Below are 18,891 nucleotides of genomic sequence, written 5' to 3'. Positions count from 1 at the left end.
AATCAGGAAAAGACAATTGCACCTATAATTACACTCAGGAACAATATGATCATGACAATCCTGTCGGCATTAATCCAGTCTTTCCTGTCCAGTTGCCTTTCTTTTTTTTCTTCCTTTTGCCTGGCAAAAACCTGAAGAATTGGGTTAAGATTGATTAACATAGGTAGATGTAATTTTGATAGATGTACCAAAATACTATCAAAGGCCAAGCCATAATGCCAAAAACATGTGGAATTGTTGAAAACTTTTACTTTTTCCATTTTTTTCTTCTTTTAGGATAAACCCTCTTTTTTGAATTGTAAAATAATCGTATTGATAATCAGTTGTTTGCGTGTAGTTTTGTTATTTTTATAGTACTATGTATTGCATATTACTATATAAAGCATATAACTTTGTATTATGATAGCAGAAAACACCCAAACACAAATGCGGAAGGGCATAATTGAATATTGTGTCCTGCTCATTATATCAAGAGGCGAAATTTATGCTTCAGATATCATCGCAGAATTGAAACAGGCCAGGCTTCTGGTAGTAGAGGGTACGCTTTACCCCTTACTTACGCGCTTGAAGAACAACGGCTTGCTGAGCTACAACTGGGTAGAATCAACTTCGGGCCCTCCACGTAAGTATTACATGCTCACCGAAGATGGCAAGGCCATTTTAAAACAGCTGGATGCCACCTGGCAGGAGCTTGAATATGCCGTAAATACATCCAGGAAGGTAGCAGACCAGGAATCAAAAGGACCAGTTAATCCCACAAACTCATGAAGAAGACACACAACATAAATATTGGCAACTCTATTGTTCATATTGAAGAGGATGCCTACGAAATGCTTACTGTTTACCTGAACGAGGTGAAGCAGCACTTTGCAAGAAATGCAGATGATTTTGAAATTGTAACAGACATTGAAAACCGCATAGCGGAGATGTTTGCTGAAATGCTGAATGTACAGCAAAAGCAGGTGATCAGTATTGCCGATGTTCAGTCGGTTATGCAGCAGATGGGCTCTGTAAAAGATTTTGAGACTTCAGAAGAAACAGATGAACAATATACCGCCCCGCCGGAGTACGATTCTATAAAAAAATTATACAGGGATACGGACCAGGCCATGATTGCCGGGGTATGTGCGGGTTTGGCACATTACCTGGATCTGAATGTGAAATGGGTAAGGCTGTTTACTTTTCTTACCATTTTTATTTTTGGTTCGGGCTTGCTGGCCTATATCATTTTCTGGATCATGGTGCCTAAGGCAAAAACACGTTTTGAACGGATGTCGATGTACGGCGAGGAGCCTACTTTGCGCGGCTTTGCCAACAGCTATCAGCATCCATTGGTTAAACAATCCAAAGGGTTTGTAGCTGAGTTTTTTGAGGTGATCTGGAATTTTCTTCAGGGAACAGGAAGGATTATCCTTAAAATCATTGCCATCAGCATTACGGTTTTCGGTTCATTCCTTATACTGGCACTCATTTCGGCCGCTGCAGCGCTGTTTGGTTTCTGGGACGCTGATATCTTCAGCTATTTTCCCCTGAACATCATCAACCAGGAGTATATCCCCGCAGTGGTTTTTGCAGCGCTCCTGTTGTTTGGTATCCCGGTACTGGCCCTTATTATTTTCTCGCTAAGGGTGGCTTTCAACGGTAAGCCGATAAGCAAAGCATTTTCATTTGGTATGCTGATCGTGTGGCTGGGCAGTGTGTTCTTTGGTATTTATTATGTGGCCAGAATCTCTTCTGAATTTAAAGAAGGTGCAGAATTTACACAGGACACAGCACTCAAGCCTTTTAAGGAATATACCTTAAAGGCAGATTTTACTAAGTTTTTCACTAAAGAAGACAGCCTTAATTATGGTATTGACCCTCAGAATTATAAAGAAAGAAGAATTCTGGACGATCGTGACGATGATTTTGATGCACCCCGGAACATCAGGATCAGGATAGAAAGAAGTGAGGACGGCAAAACCGAGATCAGGCAGAATTACAAAGCCAGGGGCAAAACCTTTGAAACTGCTTTAAAGAACGCGCAGAATGTCCACTACGGTTTTCTGCAGCAGGGTGCAGTACTGAATTTTGGTCCGATGCTGTGGCTGCCAAAAAATGCCAACTGGCGCGGACAGGAAGTGGCACTGACGATGAAAGTTCCGGTAGGTACCCAGATCAGGATCAGCAGGTCACTGCACAGGTACCTTTCCATTTACGATTACTGGACCTGTAACGAGAATGCCGGCGATGCCGAGTTCACGGAGTGGGTAATGACCGAATCCGGACTGAAATGCAAGCACCTGCCCATTGAAGAGCCCAAAAAAGAGGAAGAATAAACTTATTTAACAGTATAGCGGTAGACAGATCGGCTTACGTTCCCGTTTTTGTCTACCCCTTCTATCACCGCTTTGTAAGTACCTTTGCCATCGGCATTGTAATACTCCAGCGATAAACCTCCGGCGGCAGTGGTAACCACTTTAGGGTTCCAGTAAATGGTACTGCGCAGGTCATTAAAGTTATAGGTTGCCGCGGCATTTACATATTTAGGCATGTAGAATTCACGCTGTTTACTATAACCTTTTGGCTTAATTTTAAGCACTGCCGGGTCTGGGATCAGCTTTTTGAATTCCTCCATGCTCATTTTTGTTCCTTTAGGGATTTTCTTGGTATTGATCACCAAAACCCCATTGGTGTTGTACATCCGGTTTACCGTACCCAGGTCATCCCTGGTAAATACCTCTACATTTTCTACATCTGAAGATTGTACGCTCCCGAGTCCGATATAGTCAATTGGCATCCCATTCAGAAAGATCTGTACAGGAACCCTGCTGCCTGCATTATAATCGCGGGTAACATAAAATTTGTCTTCAAAAAAGGTAAGTCCTGTAGCCATGGTCTGTAAACACAGGGCCAGGATGTTACAGCCCTGGAAGCGATCGCCTTCTATAACGGTAGCATTGATAGAGCTTAAGCCAGAAAGTGCCGGGTGATCAGAATGGCTTGGCCTTTTGGCTTTGGCACCTTCAATTTTTACTTCTTTAAGTGTGCGTAAATAGCTATACTGTCTTTTACTGTTGTTCAGGTAGGAAGACATGGCACTGTCTATGTTTGTAATTTCTTCTCCCGGATGCGGGTTCGGGGTTACCGGCGGGGCTGGCTGTCCATCCAGCATAATCATAGGCCCGTTTCCGTTAACACTGTATTTGGCATTGATCACCACATCAGCAGAGTCCTGGAAAGTAAGGTTCTGGAAAGAGAACACACCCAATGCGGTGGTCATTACTTCTTTGGCCTGTGTTGTTCCCGGAACCGTTAAACGTAAAGTGCCTTTTCTTACGGGCATGCCTGTCCTGTCCCTCAAGGTACCGGTTAAGCGCATGTCTTGTTCCGGTAAAAAGGAGATGGCCGGATATTTACCATCAATGATCTCTTTATAGGTATACCGGCGGAAACCCTGGGTAAGCAGGAGTACGTCCAGGTCGGCCAGTTTTTTTGCATTGGTTTTGTTAAAATAATAGTTCGGTTTTTCTACATAGCCCTTTAAATCGGAAGTCAGCAATAACGAACTTAATATGGTGATCTCTGAATTCTCATCCACCGGCACTTTTTGTTCGTCGGTAACCGACACAGAAAAATTACCCTCAGCAAGTTGCTCCCCGTCTTTTGCGCTAACGGCCAGTTTCACTTTTTGACGTGGTTTGTAAGTAGCCAGATCGCTTTTCAGGCTCAGCTTAAGTCCGTCGGCCCGATAGTTGAAGGCAAGTCGTTCACTTATCGGATTTCCGGTTTCATTAAACAAAGTAATCTGTACAATGCCTGCCGGGAACTTGTCTTTTGGAATACGGGCAGAGGTAACCTGTGTGTTCAGTTTGGTTTTTGCGGCATAATAAATGATACCGCCATTTGTAGCCACTATAAACAGGGTTTTACCTTTGTTTGCCTGATAGTATGGATCGTTGGCTACAATTTTCAGGTTAAAAGCCAGCGAATCGGTATTGTTTACCTGGGCTGCTATGCCGCTTTCCACACTCTTAGGCAAGTCGAAATTTTTTGTGCTGCCATCTGCAAAGGTCACATTGGCTTTGTAAGACTTTCCTGCCTCGGCATTCAGGTAAAAAGAGCCCATGCCAAGGTGCGAAGAACTGATATCACTGAGCTTATTGCCTCCATTGTCTACAATAGAACCCTTTAAATTGATGCCCAGCCCATTGCTGTTGATGGCCTTGAAACCAATTCTTGTAGCTATTCCTGTAATCAGTTCGCCCCCTTCAGGGAAAAACTGCAGGTCATTGGCCGATGCCAGGGTAGGCTTTAGCTTAAAAGAGGCAGTCTGCACATCTTTTTCTGTTAAGTTGATATCAGTAATGAGTTCCCCATTCTGGATGCCCTCTGCTTTTCTGGGATCAATTTTGATCCTTAAGATACCATTCTGATCGGTAAGCCCTTTGCCCTTGCTTACCACATCATAGTTGGACAGTACTCTCCAGTTTACGGTTTTGCCCGCTTGTACCACATTGTCGCGGTTTTTAAATTGTACCACCGCATCAATCACCTGGGCTTTGTCTGCTCCGGTAGTTTTATAACTGAAATGCGTATTCAGCTGTTTGTCTATGGCTTCGCCAACAGGGATGGTCTTGCTGAAAAAATAAGCCTCATCAAAATTCAGCATCCATAGGGTATAAGCTTTGAAGTAATAGTTGCCCTGCTGGTAGGTTCCTGGAGTAAGCGGAATGTTTCCGTAGGCTACACCACCTGTAACCGGTAATTTTATGGTCTGGACCAGGGAGTCCTTGTTGCTGATCACATCTACATATACAATTTTGCTGAGCTGCGAAAGCAGGTTCTGTTCCATGGTTAAATAGGCTTTAAACCAAATGGTATCTGCAACACTGTAATAAGGTTTGTCAAAATGCAGGTAAACCTTTTCTACCGGGCGCTCATCGCTGACTTTTTTTGTTTTTTTTAGAATGTTATCTAAAACGACACTGTCCTGCTGCGCAAATACAGAAAGCTGCACAGTAACTGAAAGTATTATAAGGGCGATTGCAAATTTTATAAATCTCATCAAAAACGTATGTATACAATTAATATTGCTAATATATTCATTTATGAAATGAATAGGTCAACAACCTTGCATCTTTAACATTTTTTGACAGTTAAAACCAAAAGAAAAGGCCGTCTGGTTTTGACGGCCTTTGAAAACTATTTAAATTCGATAATGAAGTCCTTTAAAGGTGTGCGTACCTTTTTCAGTCCTACCAGCCAGTCGCCGGCTTCATCCCTGTAACCCAATGGCATAATGGTGGTACTGCGTAAACCCAATTTGTTTAAGCCCAGCAGTTCATCCAGTTTTGCAGGCTCAAAGCCTTCCATTGGTGTAGCATCTACTTTTAACAAGGCAGCCTCGGCCAGCGCAACCCCAAAGCCTATATAAGCTTGTTTTGCTGCGTGATGAAAATTCTCTTCTGAAGTTCTGTTGGTATAATTGTTCACCAGGTTGTTTACATAATCTGCTGTAGCCGATTCCGGCACACCGCGTTCGTTATTGGTATGCGCAAATATTCCCCTGATCCTTTCTTCGGTATAATTGTCCCATGCTGCAAAGATCAGTACATGAGAAGCATCGGTAATTTGTTGTTGTCCGTAAGCAACTGCTTTGATTTTTTCTTTCAGCTCCTGGTTTGTCACCACAATGATCTTAAAGGGCTGTAAGCCGGATGATGTAGGTGCAAGACGGGCCGCGGCCAGTATCTGGTCTACTTTTTCCTGTGGCACAGGCTGTCCGTTCATTTTTTTTGTGGCATAACGCCAGTTCAATGCTTCTATTAAGCTCATATTCTTGTAATTAAATCTCTTTATTAAATAACAAACTATCAGTGTTGCTAAATGTTAACACTGTTAGCAAATGTATGCATGTTATTCTTTTGAATACAAACAATCTTCGCGATTTGACTTTAAAATGAAAAATAATTTTTATTATGCATGCATAGTTTATATATTCGCTAAAACTTACACTCATTTACAATTGTTGTTAGCATAACTAGCAACATTTTAACGTCTAACCAATTTTACCAATGAAAAAGATTCTCTTCGGTATTCTATTTGCCATTCCGGTATTGGGTTTTTCCCAATCTTTCCAGGTTAACCTTCAGGGGCAGAAACAAACTGCAATGGGGGGCGCAGGTACAGGTCTTGCCCTTGATGAGGCAGCTGTATTTTTTAACCCCGGTGCTGTTTCCTTTCTTAAAAAGAATGGTGTACAGGTGGGTGCGCACGGTATCTGGCTTAAAACCGCTTTTAATGAAACCGGCTCCCAAACGGTAGAGCATAATAAAAATAAAGTTCCAACCCCATTTGCGGCCTATGCGGTTTTTGGTTCTCCGGAAAGTCGCCTGAGGTTTGGTATTGGGGCCTATACACCGTTTGGAGGCGCCATGCACTGGAATGAGGACTGGACGGGTAAGTATACGGTTACTTCGCTAGATTTACGGGCAATTTTTATACAGCCTACTTTGAGTTTAAGGATTACAGATAACATTGGTATTGGCGGTGGTTTGGTGTATTCACTGGGGCATGTCGATCTTAGAAAAGCTTTGCCATATACCAATAACGGCCAGCAAACCACAGCCCAGCTTAAAGGTGATTCAAAAGATTTCGGCTGGAATGCAGGTATCTTTATCAAAACCATTTCCGGAATTTCCGTGGGCCTAAGCCACCGCTCGCAGGTAACGGCTAAGGTAGAGGGCGGAGAAGCCAATTTCTTTAATGCCCCGGCTTCGGTAACTCCGTTATTGCCAAGCAGCTTTAATGCCACGCTGCCCCTGCCTGCAACCAGTACCGTTGGCTTTGGCTTTTATCCTTCAGAAAAAACTACCATTGCACTCGATGTAAACTGGGTATGGTGGCATGCTTATAAAGACCTTACTTTTTATTACGACAATGGTACTTCTACGCCTTCAGCCCGTAATTACCATGATGCCGCCACTTTCCGTGCGGGGATACAGAATGAAACCACCTCTTTCCTGACTTTAAGGGCAGGGGTAGGTTATGCCCTGAGCCCGGTAGGAAAAGGATATGTAACACCAGAAGTTCCTGACGCCGATCGTTTGCTTTTGAGTGCAGGTATTGGCCTTAAACCTTCAGAAAGGTTTAACATCGATTTGTCTTTCCTTTACGAGAACGTGAAATCCAGGACAGAGACCAATATCGAGACCAATCTGAGCGGTACATTTAAAACCGTAGCTTATATCCCTGGCATGTCTTTATCCTATAAATTCTAATTTTCTAACCTGAACATCATGAAATCAACATACTTTTATAAAAGCGCGCTGGCGCTGGCCATTCTCGGACTGGCATCCTGCAAACCCAGCATTGATACCGTTGCCCCAACCAAAGGCAATGCCGATTTTACGCGGTACATTGCGCTGGGCAATTCCCTTACAGCCGGGTTTTCAGACGGCGGCCTGTACCTGGAAGGACAGCAGAGTTCTTATCCACAGCTGATCGGTACACAGATGAAAGCTGTTGGGGGCGGAAGTTTCAGTACACCATTGTTCCCTGCAGATAAATTTAACGGGTCTGGCTACCTTAAACTTACGGCTTTAACCAATGGGGTGCCAACTATAGTTCCCGAAACTTCAAACCTGGCTGTTCGCGGACAGGTAGGAAGCACGGTTTTATACACCAAGTACACCGGCGATATTGAGAATTTTGGTGTACCGGGCATTAAGCTGGTCCATGCCAACATCCCCGGTTATGGAACACTGAACAATTATTTTGAGCGGATGCTGCCTGATGCCAGCGTAGGTACCGCCACTTATCTGGGCTTTGCTACTGCAAAACCATGGACCTTCTTTAGTTGCTGGCTGGGAAATAATGATATTCTGGGGTATGCAAGTGCCGGCGCTACGGGGGAATTGCCAACTGCAAAAAGTACTTTTTCCGGTGCGTATAATGCAGTGATTAATGAATTGACAAAAACTGGAGCCAAAGGTGTTATAGCCACCATTCCTGGGGTAACCAGCACCGCCTATTTCAATACGGTAACTTTAAAAACATTACTGGCAGCTATTAACGCTACTCCGGCAGGGGCTTCAGTAAAAGACATTTACATTCAGCCTGGTACCGGCCCGGCCCGGGTTGCAACTGCAGAAGATCTGTTTACCCTGCCTTTGAGCTCAGCAAATGTTATGGGCAAGCCTAACGGACAGGGCATTCCTTATGGCCTGCATCCTTTAAATCCGGTTGAGAGCAAATATGTGTTGGATAAAGCCGAAGTAGCGGTAGTGAACGACTATATCGCTTCTTATAATACCAGTATTAAAACCATTGCCAATGCAAAAGGCCTGGCCCTGATGGATGCTTATTCCATGCTGAATGAATATGCAGGTGGCAAATCTGCAAATGGTATCCCGGTTAGTGCTGCATTTATTCAGGGTAACCTGTTTTCACTGGATGGTATCCACTTAACGCCGCTGGGTTATGCCATAACTGCCAACGCGTTTATTAAAGCCATTAACGATAAATATGGTTCAAGCATTCCGGTAGTGGATGTGACTAAGTTCAGAGGGGTTAAGTTTCCTTAATTTCTTCCTGTAAACGAGATACAAGCCCCTGAGCGATGAGCTCAGGGGCTTAATATATCCAGTAATACTTAGTTTTTCCGATCACATTAGCTTTAAAGTTTTCATATTCACTCTTCTTCGTCAAATACAGCTTGGTGCTGAAATTCATATCTTCATCTTTGTCTAATGTCAAGCTAACAATAAGTTCTGGAGCAGCCCATTCATAATATTCTTCATGTTGAGACTTTTCTTCTATTATTTGAGGGTTGCCATAGAGGGTTTCTAACTTATATTTTAGCGAATTGAAGTTTTTTTTGCCGTCTTTGTATGCCCAGGACGTGGCCCTTAACGATTGAAATTCGTTTTTATCGTTGGCGACCATATCTAACTTTTGAAATCTAATATTTTCAAATGTTGCCAGAGTATCCTTTGTACGCATTGTTTTCATCAGGTAAAATACCAGGTATTTATCGTGGCTAATATGCAAAGTATCCGTGTTTTCAATACCTCTGTAATTTTTTAGCAGTTCTTTAGAGAATGCATCTTTTGTTTTTCCCTGAGCATATAGGCTTACTGACTTTTTGTGCGTTTTAATTTGGTTGCTATAAAAACCATTTACGTTGAACTTTAGAGAAAATGCCTTCAAATCTATTTTATCTTTCCCTAATTCAGGGCTTTGTGCATAGGAGGGTATGGCCAGCATAAACACAAACAAAAATGATAATGTGGTTAATTTTTTCATTTATTTAAGATCAACCTTTTTAAGTTCTTTATACAATTCATCGAGGAACTGTTGCCGCTCCTTATTTTCCTTAAAGTAACGCTGAAAGTTTACGCCGCAATCAGATACATCACGAATGTTTTTGGTGTTGAAACTCCAATCCTGAGTGTTTTCTATTAAAACCCCTAAATCATTGTTACAGCTTTGCCACAATTCGGAAAACTTTGTTTTTCTATCATCTTTTGACCGATTGAAATCTGCACACACTGAATATCCTTGCATTTCAGGATTGAAAAATTTTATAATCATAAACACAGGAACACCACCCCAATCTATCGGCTTTCCTTCTGGCAGTTCTATTTTAGTGAGTTTATTTTCGTTTAATAGTTCATCTTGCTGCCCTTTTTTAAAAAACTGTTCTTCATAAGTTAGTTTAGTCCCTTTGGGTACTAAAATTTTTTTAATGGTTAGGGGTTCGGTTGTGATAAAATAAGGATAATCCGGGCCTCTTCCTCCTGTTGGGTTCCCCATATTTTTTAATCCTAACCAACTTAAAACCAGGTATCCCATTACTAGTACGCCAGTAAGTAATAATATTCCGCCTAATACGATATAAATCTGTTTGTTCAATGTTTTTGCTTATGTAGTCGAATACAGATTTTTTAGTACAAAAGTGAAGCCAATGTATAAATTTTCACTACGGTTTTTCTTACATCCAAACAAGCACCAACTATTGGGCAAATCAAGGACTTATCCAGGATTGCTCCGGGTTTGGCTGGGAAAAGGTACCTGTTATCCCAATAAGTCTCGAAGCAGACCTTGATCAGTCCTTGATTTGGTATTTACTTAACCCTAATTAGACTTATAGCTTAGCAGATTACTATATACTTTTTCGACCGTATTTTTCGTCACATTTTTTTGCGCCCACAATCATCTTTGTCAACTGCACAATGGCAGCCACCGTTAGTTAGGTCCGTAACCTCTTGAAAGAAAATGTATGTTTCGCCGTTGACATAGAAAAATTCGTCTGGCTGTTCATTGCTTGGAAAATAGATATTTTTAAGGCTGGAATGAACTCCATATAATGTTGTCCGTTTATTTATTCACAAACATCGGGTGTCGTTTCTGGCAAAAGCAAGGAATGACCTTTCAAATGCTGTTTCTGGTATTTTTGATGACTGGTTTACAATTGCCAGCGCTTCTTCACGCGTGAAATACTCATTTTTAAAAGGCGGGGTAATAGATTTTTCTTTCATCTTTTTGATGTAATTAATCAACTTAAAATAACCTCTCCGTTAATTCTTTATAAAATTATCCAGCAAAATAATGAAGGTACTGCACATTAAATGGGATAATGCCAATGCTACTATCTTTAACAATGACGATGATAAGGCTACAATTGTGGTGTATAACCTGGCAAAGCCGGCTTTTGTAAGTTTTGAAGATGTGGCGCAAAGAGGGGATAAAGAGGCAATATTTCAACTGCCTGCAGCGTATACCGGCGATACGGTTCATTGTTGGCAGCATTTTGTAAATGCGCAAGGGAATGCGGTAAGTACAAGTGTGTATTTAGGGGAGATTTTTATGGGTTAATCCTACGCTGATGGCTCCAGCAATTTATCGATCTCTTTGGCCAGGTTCCTGTCTTTTTCGGTAACTACATTCCCTGCATCATGAGTGGACAGCCAGATTTCTACTTTATTCCATTCATTGGTCCATTTGGGGTGATGGTTGTTTTTTTCGGCCAGGAAGGCCACACGTACCATAAAAGTAAAGGCCTCCTGAAAATCTTTAAAGATCACAGCCTTATACAATTTTTTATCTCTTTCTTCCCATTGTTTCTGCAAGATCTTTTCCATGACGGTAAATAAGGGGCTGCTGTATTGCAGTCTTCTGCTAAAACAAAAATAAACGGAATAAGGTTTAGGCTAAATTATACAAAGCCCCTGAGCGATAAATTCAGGGGCTTTGTTATTGGATTAAAGGAAAGGGAGCAGCAACCCAAACTGAAACTGATCTGTTTTCCCTCCGTTAATGAGGGCGCCCAGGTTTTTATTGTTCCAGTTGTACCGGGCGTAAAGTCTGCCACCGGTAGTTTTTGAGCCCAGTTCAACCCCAGCAACGAAAGATATTTTATCGTTTGCGAAGTCCTTGTCCCTGATTTCAGACCGGTAACCTTTGGATGAAATAAAATGACTGAATTGAGGCCCTATGTTGAACGTAAAAGCCTCTCCGGCATTTAAGCGTAGCAATACCGGGAAATCCCAGGTTTTAAGGATGGTGTTATCTTTCTCCGGATTTTCGGCACTGGTAAGCAGGAACCTGCTGCGGCTGTAAACAGCTTCGGCCTGCACACCCAGGCGGGGTACAAGGTCGACCGATGCATAGCCGCCGATCTGATAACCCCATTTTCGTTTGCTGTCGATATCCGTTCCTGTTGCCCTGGTTAAAAGCCCGCCCACTTTGCCGCCAACATGGACAACCGGACCTTTAGTGTTTTGTGCATAACCCTTAACCGTTAGCAGCAAAGTAAGCATTGTAATGTACGATAGTGATTTCATCATTTGTGTTTTTTTTTCTACAATTAGGTTTCTTCATTTATCAATTAATACAATTGGAAATGGAGAGGGGACTAGCTGTAGAGAAAAATTACAATGATTTAAAATCTACTTCCATTTGGTAGGGCTTCTTCTGCTCTATATAAGTCCGGATGAACCAAAGTATGTCGTCCAGGTTCTCGTGCATGGGCGTGCCGGCAATGTCATGCCCTATACCGTTTACAGACTTAAAATAATAAGGATAATTCTGTTTTTTAAAAAGGCTGGCCAGGTACCTGGAACCAAACATGCCCCGGTTAAACAGTTTAACTTTGTTGTAAATCACAACCTTATCGTTGGTGCCATGGAACATCATGGTAGGCGCAGGCGGTATTTTATAGCCAGGTTTGCCGGTATAGCTTAAAATGGTACCCGCAAATGCAATTACGCCCTTGTATTGAAAACCTTGCGGCAATTTCTGACTGATGGCAGTGTTGTTCCTTTTCTCCCAGTCGGCCTGCAAACTGGTCACTGCTCCGGCGCTCGATCCGGAAAGGATCACCACCGAGGTATCAATACCCAGCTTGTCTGCATTGGTAATCAGGTAGCTTGTGGCATCGTACAGGTCCTCTACTGCATAGGCAATGGCGTTTTTGAGAACGCTGGTATTGAAAACCGTGGGCCATTTTTCGCCTTTCAGGCCTAACCTGTAATCAATGGAGATCACTTTGTAGTTGTGCTCAACCAGCTTTTTAAAATAATCCAGGTAATACTTGTCATCCCGTGTGCCCCGGATAAAGCCACCGCCAAAAGCAAAAATGATGCAGGGCTTTTTAACCTGCAGGTCCTGGTTGCTGTAAATGTCGAGTTTTAGGGTAAGGGTATCTTTTGTGCTATATACAAAGGTTTCTTTAAGCTGGGCAGAGCCATACAGGCCACAGGCAAGTAAAAGGCAGGTTAAAAGCAGCGTTCTGTAATTCACGGTATAAGTTTTTATACGAATATAGTGACATTATTAAACAGAACTCCCGGTAAATTATTTTTTTAGCACATAGCTGTCTGCCAGGGCGCCGGTTACCTTATTGCCATCCATATCCAGCTGGGTAAGCGTATTTTCCCCTACAAAAAACAGCCGGTGATGATCAACGGTTTCCAATGTAACTTTACTGCCCGTTGCATCCCATTTAAACTTGCCTTTCTCTTCATAAACCTTGTCGCTTTTTCCTTTGTATTTTGTTTTGATCAGAAAGCTCATGTCGGGGTTTAAGGTAACCTCGGTCTCTATCCCTTCGCAATCAGCGCAGGGGGTAATACCTTTATAAGTTCCATTCCAATCCAGTGAAGTCTGCGCATTGTGTGGGTCAGCTGTTGCGGTATAATCTGTCTTGGTGGTATCAGCCGTGTTGGAAATCGTAGTTGTATCTGCAGCAGAAGATTTTGTTTCATTGTTACAACTCCAGATCAGTATCGAAGCCAGTGACAGCGTAAGCAATAGTTTTTTCATTTCCTTAATCGGATATTTAGTTAATAACTAACAACGGATAATTTTAAATTATCATATCAGCGGCAGGAAAAATCTTTGCGGCTCCGGATTAGTGCTTAAGCCTGGCCTTAAAAAGTTTTTCCAGCTTCTCCATCTTTGGCAGGATCACCATGCGGCAATAAGGTGCGCTGCCATTTTTGTTGAAGTAATCCTGGTGATAATTTTCTGCCACATAAAACGGGGCCGCCTTGCTGATGGCCGTAACCACCGGTTTATCAAAGGCCCTGGTATCGTTTAGCTCCTTTTTATATTTTTCAGCCAGCTGTTTCTGTTCTTCGTTATGGTAAAAGATAACAGAACGGTATTGTGTTCCTACGTCTGCACCCTGGCGGTTTAATGTAGTAGGATCATGGCTTTTCCAGAAAACTTCCAGCAGCTCCTCATATTTGATTTTTGAGGGGTCGTAAGTCACCTCTATCACCTCGGCATGGCCTGTAGTTCCTGTGCAAACATCTTCATAGGAAGGATTGGCAACATTGCCGCCTTCATAGCCCGAGCGGACAGATGCCACGCCATTCAACCGCTGGAACAATGCCTCGGAACACCAGAAGCAGCCCATGCCAAAAGTTGCTTTTTGTAGTTTTTTCGATTGTGCATCTGCAGCGTTCATCGATAAAAGGATCAAAACCATAACTGATAAATACTTCATAACTTAAAATTCTGTGCCAGAGAACCATCTCTCTGTTAAAGTTACGCAACATCAGCGCTTTTAGTTTTTCAATTCATGTTTATTCCGATTTTTCTTACATTAGCTTGATATTACCTATAAAAAGAAAGCGATGTCAACACCTTATATTCCATGTTTAGACCTGGGTTCATACATTAACGGAAATGATGAACAACGTAAAAAATTTTCTGATGAACTGGGCAGGGCATTCCATGATTCCGGCTTTGTGACCATTACCAATCATGGTGTAAGCCAGCAGCTGATTGATAAACTGTACCAAAACATACAGGCTGCATTCAGGCTAACACCTGAGCAGAAACAGCAATACGAAAAAGCAGAGCTTGCCGGTCAGCGCGGTTATACCAGTCCGGGTAAAGAAACGGCAAAAGGAGCCAAAACGGCCGACCTGAAAGAATTCTGGCAGATAGGACAGGAGGTGACAGATGGCGATCCGATAAAAGAACAATACCCGGACAATGAATACCTTGCCGAGATCCCGGAGTTTAACGAGGTGACCCGTGAGATCTATGTAGCACTGGAAAACAATGGAAAACACCTGCTGCGGGCCATCGCTACCTATTTAAACCTGCCCGTAGATTATTTTGATAAGCAGGTACACAATGGCAATTCCATTTTAAGGGGAATTCATTATTTCCCGATTGAAAACCCGGATGCTTTGCCAGACGATGCGGTAAGGGCAGGTGCACATGAAGATATCAATCTGATCACTTTGCTGATTGGTGCCAGTGCCGATGGACTGGAAGTGCTTACCCGCAGTAACGAATGGCTGCCCATTAAAGCGCACCATACCGATATTGTAGTTAACGTAGGCGATATGCTGCAGCGCTTAACCAACAACAAGCTGAAATCGACCACCCACCGTGTGGTAAACCCGCCGCGTGAGCTGATGAAAACATCACGTTTTTCAGTACCTTTCTTCCTGCACCCCAGAAGTGACATGGACTTAACTTGTCTGGAATCCTGTATTGATGCCGAACATCCGAAAGCCTATACGGATATGACTGCGGGTGAGTACCTGGATGAAAGGTTAAGGGAAATAGGGCTAAAAAAATAGCCCTAATTTAATCCTTTATCTATTGCTTTATTGATTACATCCTGTATCCGGCCCCTGATCCTCATGTTGATGAGCTTATCGCTAACAGCAGGGTTTACGCGGTTGGAAAGAAAAACGTAAACCAGCCCTCGTGAGGGGTCTACCCAGATGCAGGTACCGGTGTAGCCTGTATGTCCGTAGGTCTGCGCTGAAGCCAGCTCTGAAGGATATTTTTTGCTCAGGTCGGGGTCCCACCTGTCGAAGCCCAAACCGCGGCGGCTTACATCCGACTGCCTGGTAGTAAACATATCCACCGTCTGAGGTTTAAAGTACTGTTCGCCGCCATAACTGCCTTTGTTGAGCAGCATCTGGTAAATGATGGCCACATCATTGGCACTGGCAAACAGACCGGCATGGCCCGATACGCCACCAGCAAGGGCAGCTCCCTGGTCGTGCACGTAACCCTGCAGCAAGGTCTTTCTGAAATAGGTATCCTGTTCGGTAGGAACGATCTGGTTTCGCTCAAAGCGGTTCCTTGGTAAAAAGCCCGCAGTTTGCATGCCCAAAGGCTTGTAGAAATTATCCTGTACATACTGATCCAGGGGGATACCGCTTAATCGTTCCGAGATCTCTTTCATCACATACATACTGATGTCGCTGTACACATAGCTGCCCCTGGTTTTGATGGGCGAATTGATCATCTTTGGCCACATCACATCCTTAAAGTAGTTTTTTCTGACGAAGTAGTTGTCGGCCACCTTTGTAGGGTAGGCTGCACTCGAATCCCTGCTGTAATCGCCGGTTTGTATGGAATTGTGAAAAGGGATATAAGGGATGAAGCCTGCCTGGTGGAGCATCACTTCACGTACGCTGACGCTGTTCATCGGCGTTGTCCTTGCCCTGGGAATATAAGCGCCCACATTGGTGTCCAGTTTTAGTTTCTGCTCCTCAAATAAACGCATTACTGTTGGCGTTGTGGCCGTTGTTTTGGTTAAAGAGGCCAGGTCAAAAATATCGGTCACCTTGTCCGGATATTCGGCGGTATTGTAAGTATGATTGCCGTAGGCTTTGTTGAAAATTACTTTGCCATCTTTAGCCACCAGCACTACCATGCCTGGCGCGGCCTGGGCCCTGATGGTTTCGGCAGCAATATCGTCAATAGCTGTCAGGTTGTTGCTGTTCACACCCGCATCTTCCGGAACGGTATATTTAAGCCTTGTTTTAGTAGTGATAAAGCCGGAGCCTGCAGTATATTTGCCGGATACATTGGCTGCCAGTTTTTTGTTGATAGCAATGCCACCAAATATGGCCTGCGGAACCACTGCAGCTGCATTAACGGTATTCTGGTCTGTCCAGATAATGGGACTGGTCAGCGCATCAAAAGCTGAAAGGGCAGCGGCTTCCCCAAACAACGCAATAACCACCTGCTTGCTTTTGGAAAGGCTGGCAATGAAACTGGTATTTCTGGGATTTTGTGCCTCCGATGAGGGAAGCGCTATAATAACGGTGTTGAAATATTTAAGGTCATCTTCCAGGTTGTTCAGGTTTGCGTCGGCCTGGTACTGGGCTGAAGCGTAGGGGCTTACTTTTGCATATTTGTTCAGCAGGCTGTCAAAAACCTGTTGATGGCTGAAGCCCAGCGAAACCGATGCGATGTTCTTTTTGTCCAGCTTCATCAGTGGAACAATATTGTTCTGGTTATTTAACAGTACCGTATTGCTGCTGATGCTGTTCAATATGGCCAGCTGCTGCTCATTTTGCTGGTGTACCTGTGCGCAGGCACTGAGGGTAAATAGCGGAAAAAAGCAGATGGCAATCTTGATGGATGTGATAAGAAAAGGTTTCATAAGGCTAAAGATAGGAAAATGATGACAAATTATTCGGGAATGAAATCCCGGATGAGGCATATTTTCCCTAAATTAGCAACTTTACCGAAGATTGATAAATGTCAGATATTATACAGCTTTTACCCGATAGCATTGCTAACCAGATTGCCGCAGGCGAGGTGGTACAACGGCCGGCATCGGCAGTAAAAGAACTATTAGAGAACGCCATAGATGCGGGGGCAAATAAAATACAATTGATTGTTAAGGATGCGGGGAAAGCGCTGATCCAGGTGATCGACAATGGTTCCGGGATGAGTGTTACTGATGCGCGCATGTGTTTTGAACGTCATGCCACATCTAAAGTGCGCAAGGCAGAAGACCTTTTTGCCATCCGTACCATGGGCTTCAGAGGCGAAGCAATGGCTTCTATTGCTGCAATTGCGCAGGTAGAAATGAAAACCCGGAAGCACGATGAAGAACTGGGTACCGTCATTCAGATTGAGGGCTCTGCCGTACTGAACCAGGAACCCGCAGCAACTGCCGAAGGAACCAGTATCAGTGTCAAAAACCTTTTTTACAATACACCTGCAAGGCGCAACTTCTTGAAAAGCAATCCCGCTGAAATGCGGCACATCATTGATGAATTTCAGCGTGTGGCCCTTGCCCATCCGGCTATAGCCTTCAGTCTGCACCATGATGGTGTAGAGATCTACCGTCTGCCCTCTTCGGTATTAAAGCAGCGTATCGTACATTTATTTGGCAACAATTATAACGAAAGGCTTATCCCGGTAGAAGAGGAAACCAGTATCATCAATTTAAAGGGCTATATTGGAAAACCTGAATACGCAAAAAAAACGAGGGGCGAGCAGTTCTTTTTTGTCAACAACCGCTTCATTAAAGATGCTTATTTAAACCACGCGGTAAACAAAGCTTATGAAGAGCTGCTGGCAGATGACCATTTTCCTTTGTATGTGCTGTTCATAGATATAGATCCGGCAAATATTGATGTGAATGTGCACCCCACAAAAACAGAGATCAAGTACCTGGACGAGAAATCCATCTATGCGATCCTGCATTCGGCTGTAAAAAGGTCGCTGGGTAGGTTCAACATCAGCCCGACCATAGATTTTGACCAGGAAACAGGCTTTAGCGGTATGATTACCCATAAAGCACCCGAAGAAATTATACCACCGAGCATCAGCTTTAATCCGGATTTTAACCCTTTTGCAGAAGATAAACCTGCCGTTACCCGGGAGTCGGCCTATGCCAGTTTTCCTAAAAACTACAGTGGCGGCAGAGGGAATATACAGCCCAGTACAAAGAACTGGGGAAGCCTATATGAGATTGCAAACCATAGTCCGGCAGAACAGTCGGCCCTTGACTTGCCCGGACAGGAGTCCGAGCACCAGTTTAGCCCTGTGCAAAAACAGCTGATGCAGCTGCACAACCGCTACATCATTTCGCAGATCAAGTCGGGTTTAATGCTCATTGATCAGCAGGCTGCACACGAAAGGATACTTTACGAACGTTTTACACTGCACCTGGAAGACAGAAAAGGAGCTTCTCAGCAAAGTCTTTTCCCACAAACCGTTACTTTGAGCCCGAACGACTATGAACTGGCCAAAAGCTTACTGGACGATATAAAAAGTTTGGGCTTTGAAGTAAGAGAATTCGGTAAAAATACGTTAGTGATTGAAGGGATCCCGGTAGATCTGGGGGGCAGTAACATTAACGAAACACAGCTTTTTGAGCACCTGATTGAAGGCTTTAAAAACTCTCAGCAGGAGCTGAAACTGGACAAAAGGGATGCACTGGCCAGAAGCATGGCCAGGAATAGTGCCATCAAAAATGGCACAGTATTGGGGCAGGAAGAAATGAACACCCTGATAGAGCAGCTTTTTGCCTGTAAAACCCCTAACTTTAGTATTAGCGGAAAGCCGGTGATCCAAACCATCGGCCTGGCCGAACTTGATAAAAAATTTGATAAATAAGAATAA

19 protein-coding genes are annotated in these 18,891 nt (G+C 43.4%); 7 read left to right on the top strand and 12 right to left on the bottom strand.

The genetic code is table 11. The features are described from left to right. Positions 1-2: 2 nt before the first annotated feature. Complete coding sequence (locus ABIE26_RS12285; protein WP_310142538.1) at positions 3-161, bottom strand: hypothetical protein; 159 nt, start codon at positions 159-161, stop codon at positions 3-5. A gap of 238 nt (positions 162-399) precedes the next feature. Here ABIE26_RS12285 and ABIE26_RS12280 point away from each other — a divergent pair, with 238 nt between their 5' ends. After that, positions 400-768 carry a PadR family transcriptional regulator gene (locus tag ABIE26_RS12280; protein WP_310142540.1) on the top strand — a complete coding sequence of 123 codons (369 nt, stop codon included), beginning with the start codon at positions 400-402 and terminating at the stop codon, positions 766-768. Further along, a complete protein-coding gene (locus ABIE26_RS12275; protein WP_310142542.1) occupies positions 765-2,318 on the top strand; it encodes a PspC domain-containing protein in 1,554 nt (517 codons plus the stop codon). The genes ABIE26_RS12280 and ABIE26_RS12275 overlap by 4 nt, the downstream gene beginning before the upstream one ends. A 2-nt stretch (positions 2,319-2,320) precedes the next feature. On the opposite strand, the gene ABIE26_RS12270 is transcribed toward ABIE26_RS12275, so the two are convergent. Continuing rightward, entirely contained in the window at positions 2,321-5,047 is a 2,727-nt protein-coding gene (locus tag ABIE26_RS12270; RefSeq protein ID WP_310142544.1) for a carboxypeptidase regulatory-like domain-containing protein, read from the bottom strand. Positions 5,048-5,184: 137 nt separating this feature from the next. After that, the gene (locus ABIE26_RS12265; RefSeq protein ID WP_310142546.1) at positions 5,185-5,817 is read right to left on the bottom strand and encodes an NAD(P)H-dependent oxidoreductase; all 633 of its coding nucleotides are present in this window, start codon (positions 5,815-5,817) and stop codon (positions 5,185-5,187) included. Positions 5,818-6,056: 239 nt separating this feature from the next. Between ABIE26_RS12265 and ABIE26_RS12260 the strand changes: the two genes are divergently transcribed. After that, a complete protein-coding gene (locus ABIE26_RS12260; protein ID WP_310142547.1) occupies positions 6,057-7,262 on the top strand; it encodes an OmpP1/FadL family transporter in 1,206 nt (401 codons plus the stop codon). Between the two features lie 18 nt (positions 7,263-7,280). Then, complete coding sequence (locus ABIE26_RS12255; protein WP_310142549.1) at positions 7,281-8,567, top strand: SGNH/GDSL hydrolase family protein; 1,287 nt, start codon at positions 7,281-7,283, stop codon at positions 8,565-8,567. 49 nt (positions 8,568-8,616) lie between these two features. On the opposite strand, the gene ABIE26_RS12250 is transcribed toward ABIE26_RS12255, so the two are convergent. The 3 genes from ABIE26_RS12250 to ABIE26_RS12240 form a co-directional block, all read right to left on the bottom strand. Next, a complete protein-coding gene (locus ABIE26_RS12250; protein WP_310142553.1) occupies positions 8,617-9,288 on the bottom strand; it encodes a hypothetical protein in 672 nt (223 codons plus the stop codon). Further along, complete coding sequence (locus ABIE26_RS12245; RefSeq protein WP_310142555.1) at positions 9,289-9,897, bottom strand: hypothetical protein; 609 nt, start codon at positions 9,895-9,897, stop codon at positions 9,289-9,291. Positions 9,898-10,370: 473 nt separating this feature from the next. Continuing rightward, on the bottom strand, positions 10,371-10,523 hold the full coding sequence (locus ABIE26_RS12240) for a hypothetical protein (RefSeq protein ID WP_310142557.1): 153 nt from the start codon (positions 10,521-10,523) through the stop codon (positions 10,371-10,373). A gap of 70 nt (positions 10,524-10,593) precedes the next feature. Between ABIE26_RS12240 and ABIE26_RS12235 the strand changes: the two genes are divergently transcribed. Further along, positions 10,594-10,860 carry a DUF6266 family protein gene (locus ABIE26_RS12235; RefSeq protein ID WP_310142560.1) on the top strand — a complete coding sequence of 89 codons (267 nt, stop codon included), beginning with the start codon at positions 10,594-10,596 and terminating at the stop codon, positions 10,858-10,860. A 2-nt stretch (positions 10,861-10,862) separates the two neighbouring features. On the opposite strand, the gene ABIE26_RS12230 is transcribed toward ABIE26_RS12235, so the two are convergent. The 5 genes from ABIE26_RS12230 to msrA form a co-directional block, all read right to left on the bottom strand. Next, positions 10,863-11,126, bottom strand: a complete 264-nt coding sequence (locus tag ABIE26_RS12230; protein WP_310142562.1) for a 4a-hydroxytetrahydrobiopterin dehydratase — start codon at positions 11,124-11,126, stop codon at positions 10,863-10,865. A gap of 120 nt (positions 11,127-11,246) precedes the next feature. After that, positions 11,247-11,831 (bottom strand): outer membrane beta-barrel protein, encoded by a 585-nt coding sequence (locus tag ABIE26_RS12225; RefSeq protein WP_310142564.1) that lies wholly within the window; start codon positions 11,829-11,831, stop codon positions 11,247-11,249. A gap of 85 nt (positions 11,832-11,916) precedes the next feature. Beyond that, positions 11,917-12,786 carry an alpha/beta hydrolase fold domain-containing protein gene (locus ABIE26_RS12220; RefSeq protein ID WP_310142566.1) on the bottom strand — a complete coding sequence of 290 codons (870 nt, stop codon included), beginning with the start codon at positions 12,784-12,786 and terminating at the stop codon, positions 11,917-11,919. A gap of 54 nt (positions 12,787-12,840) precedes the next feature. Beyond that, the gene (locus tag ABIE26_RS12215; protein WP_310142568.1) at positions 12,841-13,308 is read right to left on the bottom strand and encodes a copper resistance protein NlpE; all 468 of its coding nucleotides are present in this window, start codon (positions 13,306-13,308) and stop codon (positions 12,841-12,843) included. 88 nt (positions 13,309-13,396) lie between these two features. After that, a complete protein-coding gene (gene msrA, locus ABIE26_RS12210) occupies positions 13,397-13,996 on the bottom strand; it encodes a peptide-methionine (S)-S-oxide reductase MsrA (protein WP_310142570.1) in 600 nt (199 codons plus the stop codon). 130 nt (positions 13,997-14,126) lie between these two features. Between msrA and ABIE26_RS12205 the strand changes: the two genes are divergently transcribed. Further along, positions 14,127-15,089: an isopenicillin N synthase family dioxygenase gene (locus tag ABIE26_RS12205; protein WP_310142572.1), complete on the top strand. Its 963-nt coding sequence runs from the start codon at positions 14,127-14,129 to the stop codon at positions 15,087-15,089. Positions 15,090-15,091: 2 nt separating this feature from the next. Here the strand turns inward: ABIE26_RS12205 and ABIE26_RS12200 are convergent, their stop codons facing one another. Further along, positions 15,092-16,915: a serine hydrolase domain-containing protein gene (locus tag ABIE26_RS12200; protein ID WP_310142574.1), complete on the bottom strand. Its 1,824-nt coding sequence runs from the start codon at positions 16,913-16,915 to the stop codon at positions 15,092-15,094. A 98-nt stretch (positions 16,916-17,013) separates the two neighbouring features. Here ABIE26_RS12200 and mutL point away from each other — a divergent pair, with 98 nt between their 5' ends. Next, on the top strand, positions 17,014-18,885 hold the full coding sequence (mutL, locus tag ABIE26_RS12195) for a DNA mismatch repair endonuclease MutL (RefSeq protein WP_310142577.1): 1,872 nt from the start codon (positions 17,014-17,016) through the stop codon (positions 18,883-18,885). Positions 18,886-18,891: the final 6 nt, after the last annotated feature.

The sequence above is a fragment of the Pedobacter africanus genome, from assembly GCF_040548825.1.
In the GTDB taxonomy this organism is placed as follows: Bacteria; Bacteroidota; Bacteroidia; order Sphingobacteriales; family Sphingobacteriaceae; genus Pedobacter; species Pedobacter africanus_A.
The sequence above is the reverse complement of the archived record's forward strand: the minus strand, read 5'-3'. Positions and strand labels throughout refer to the sequence as shown.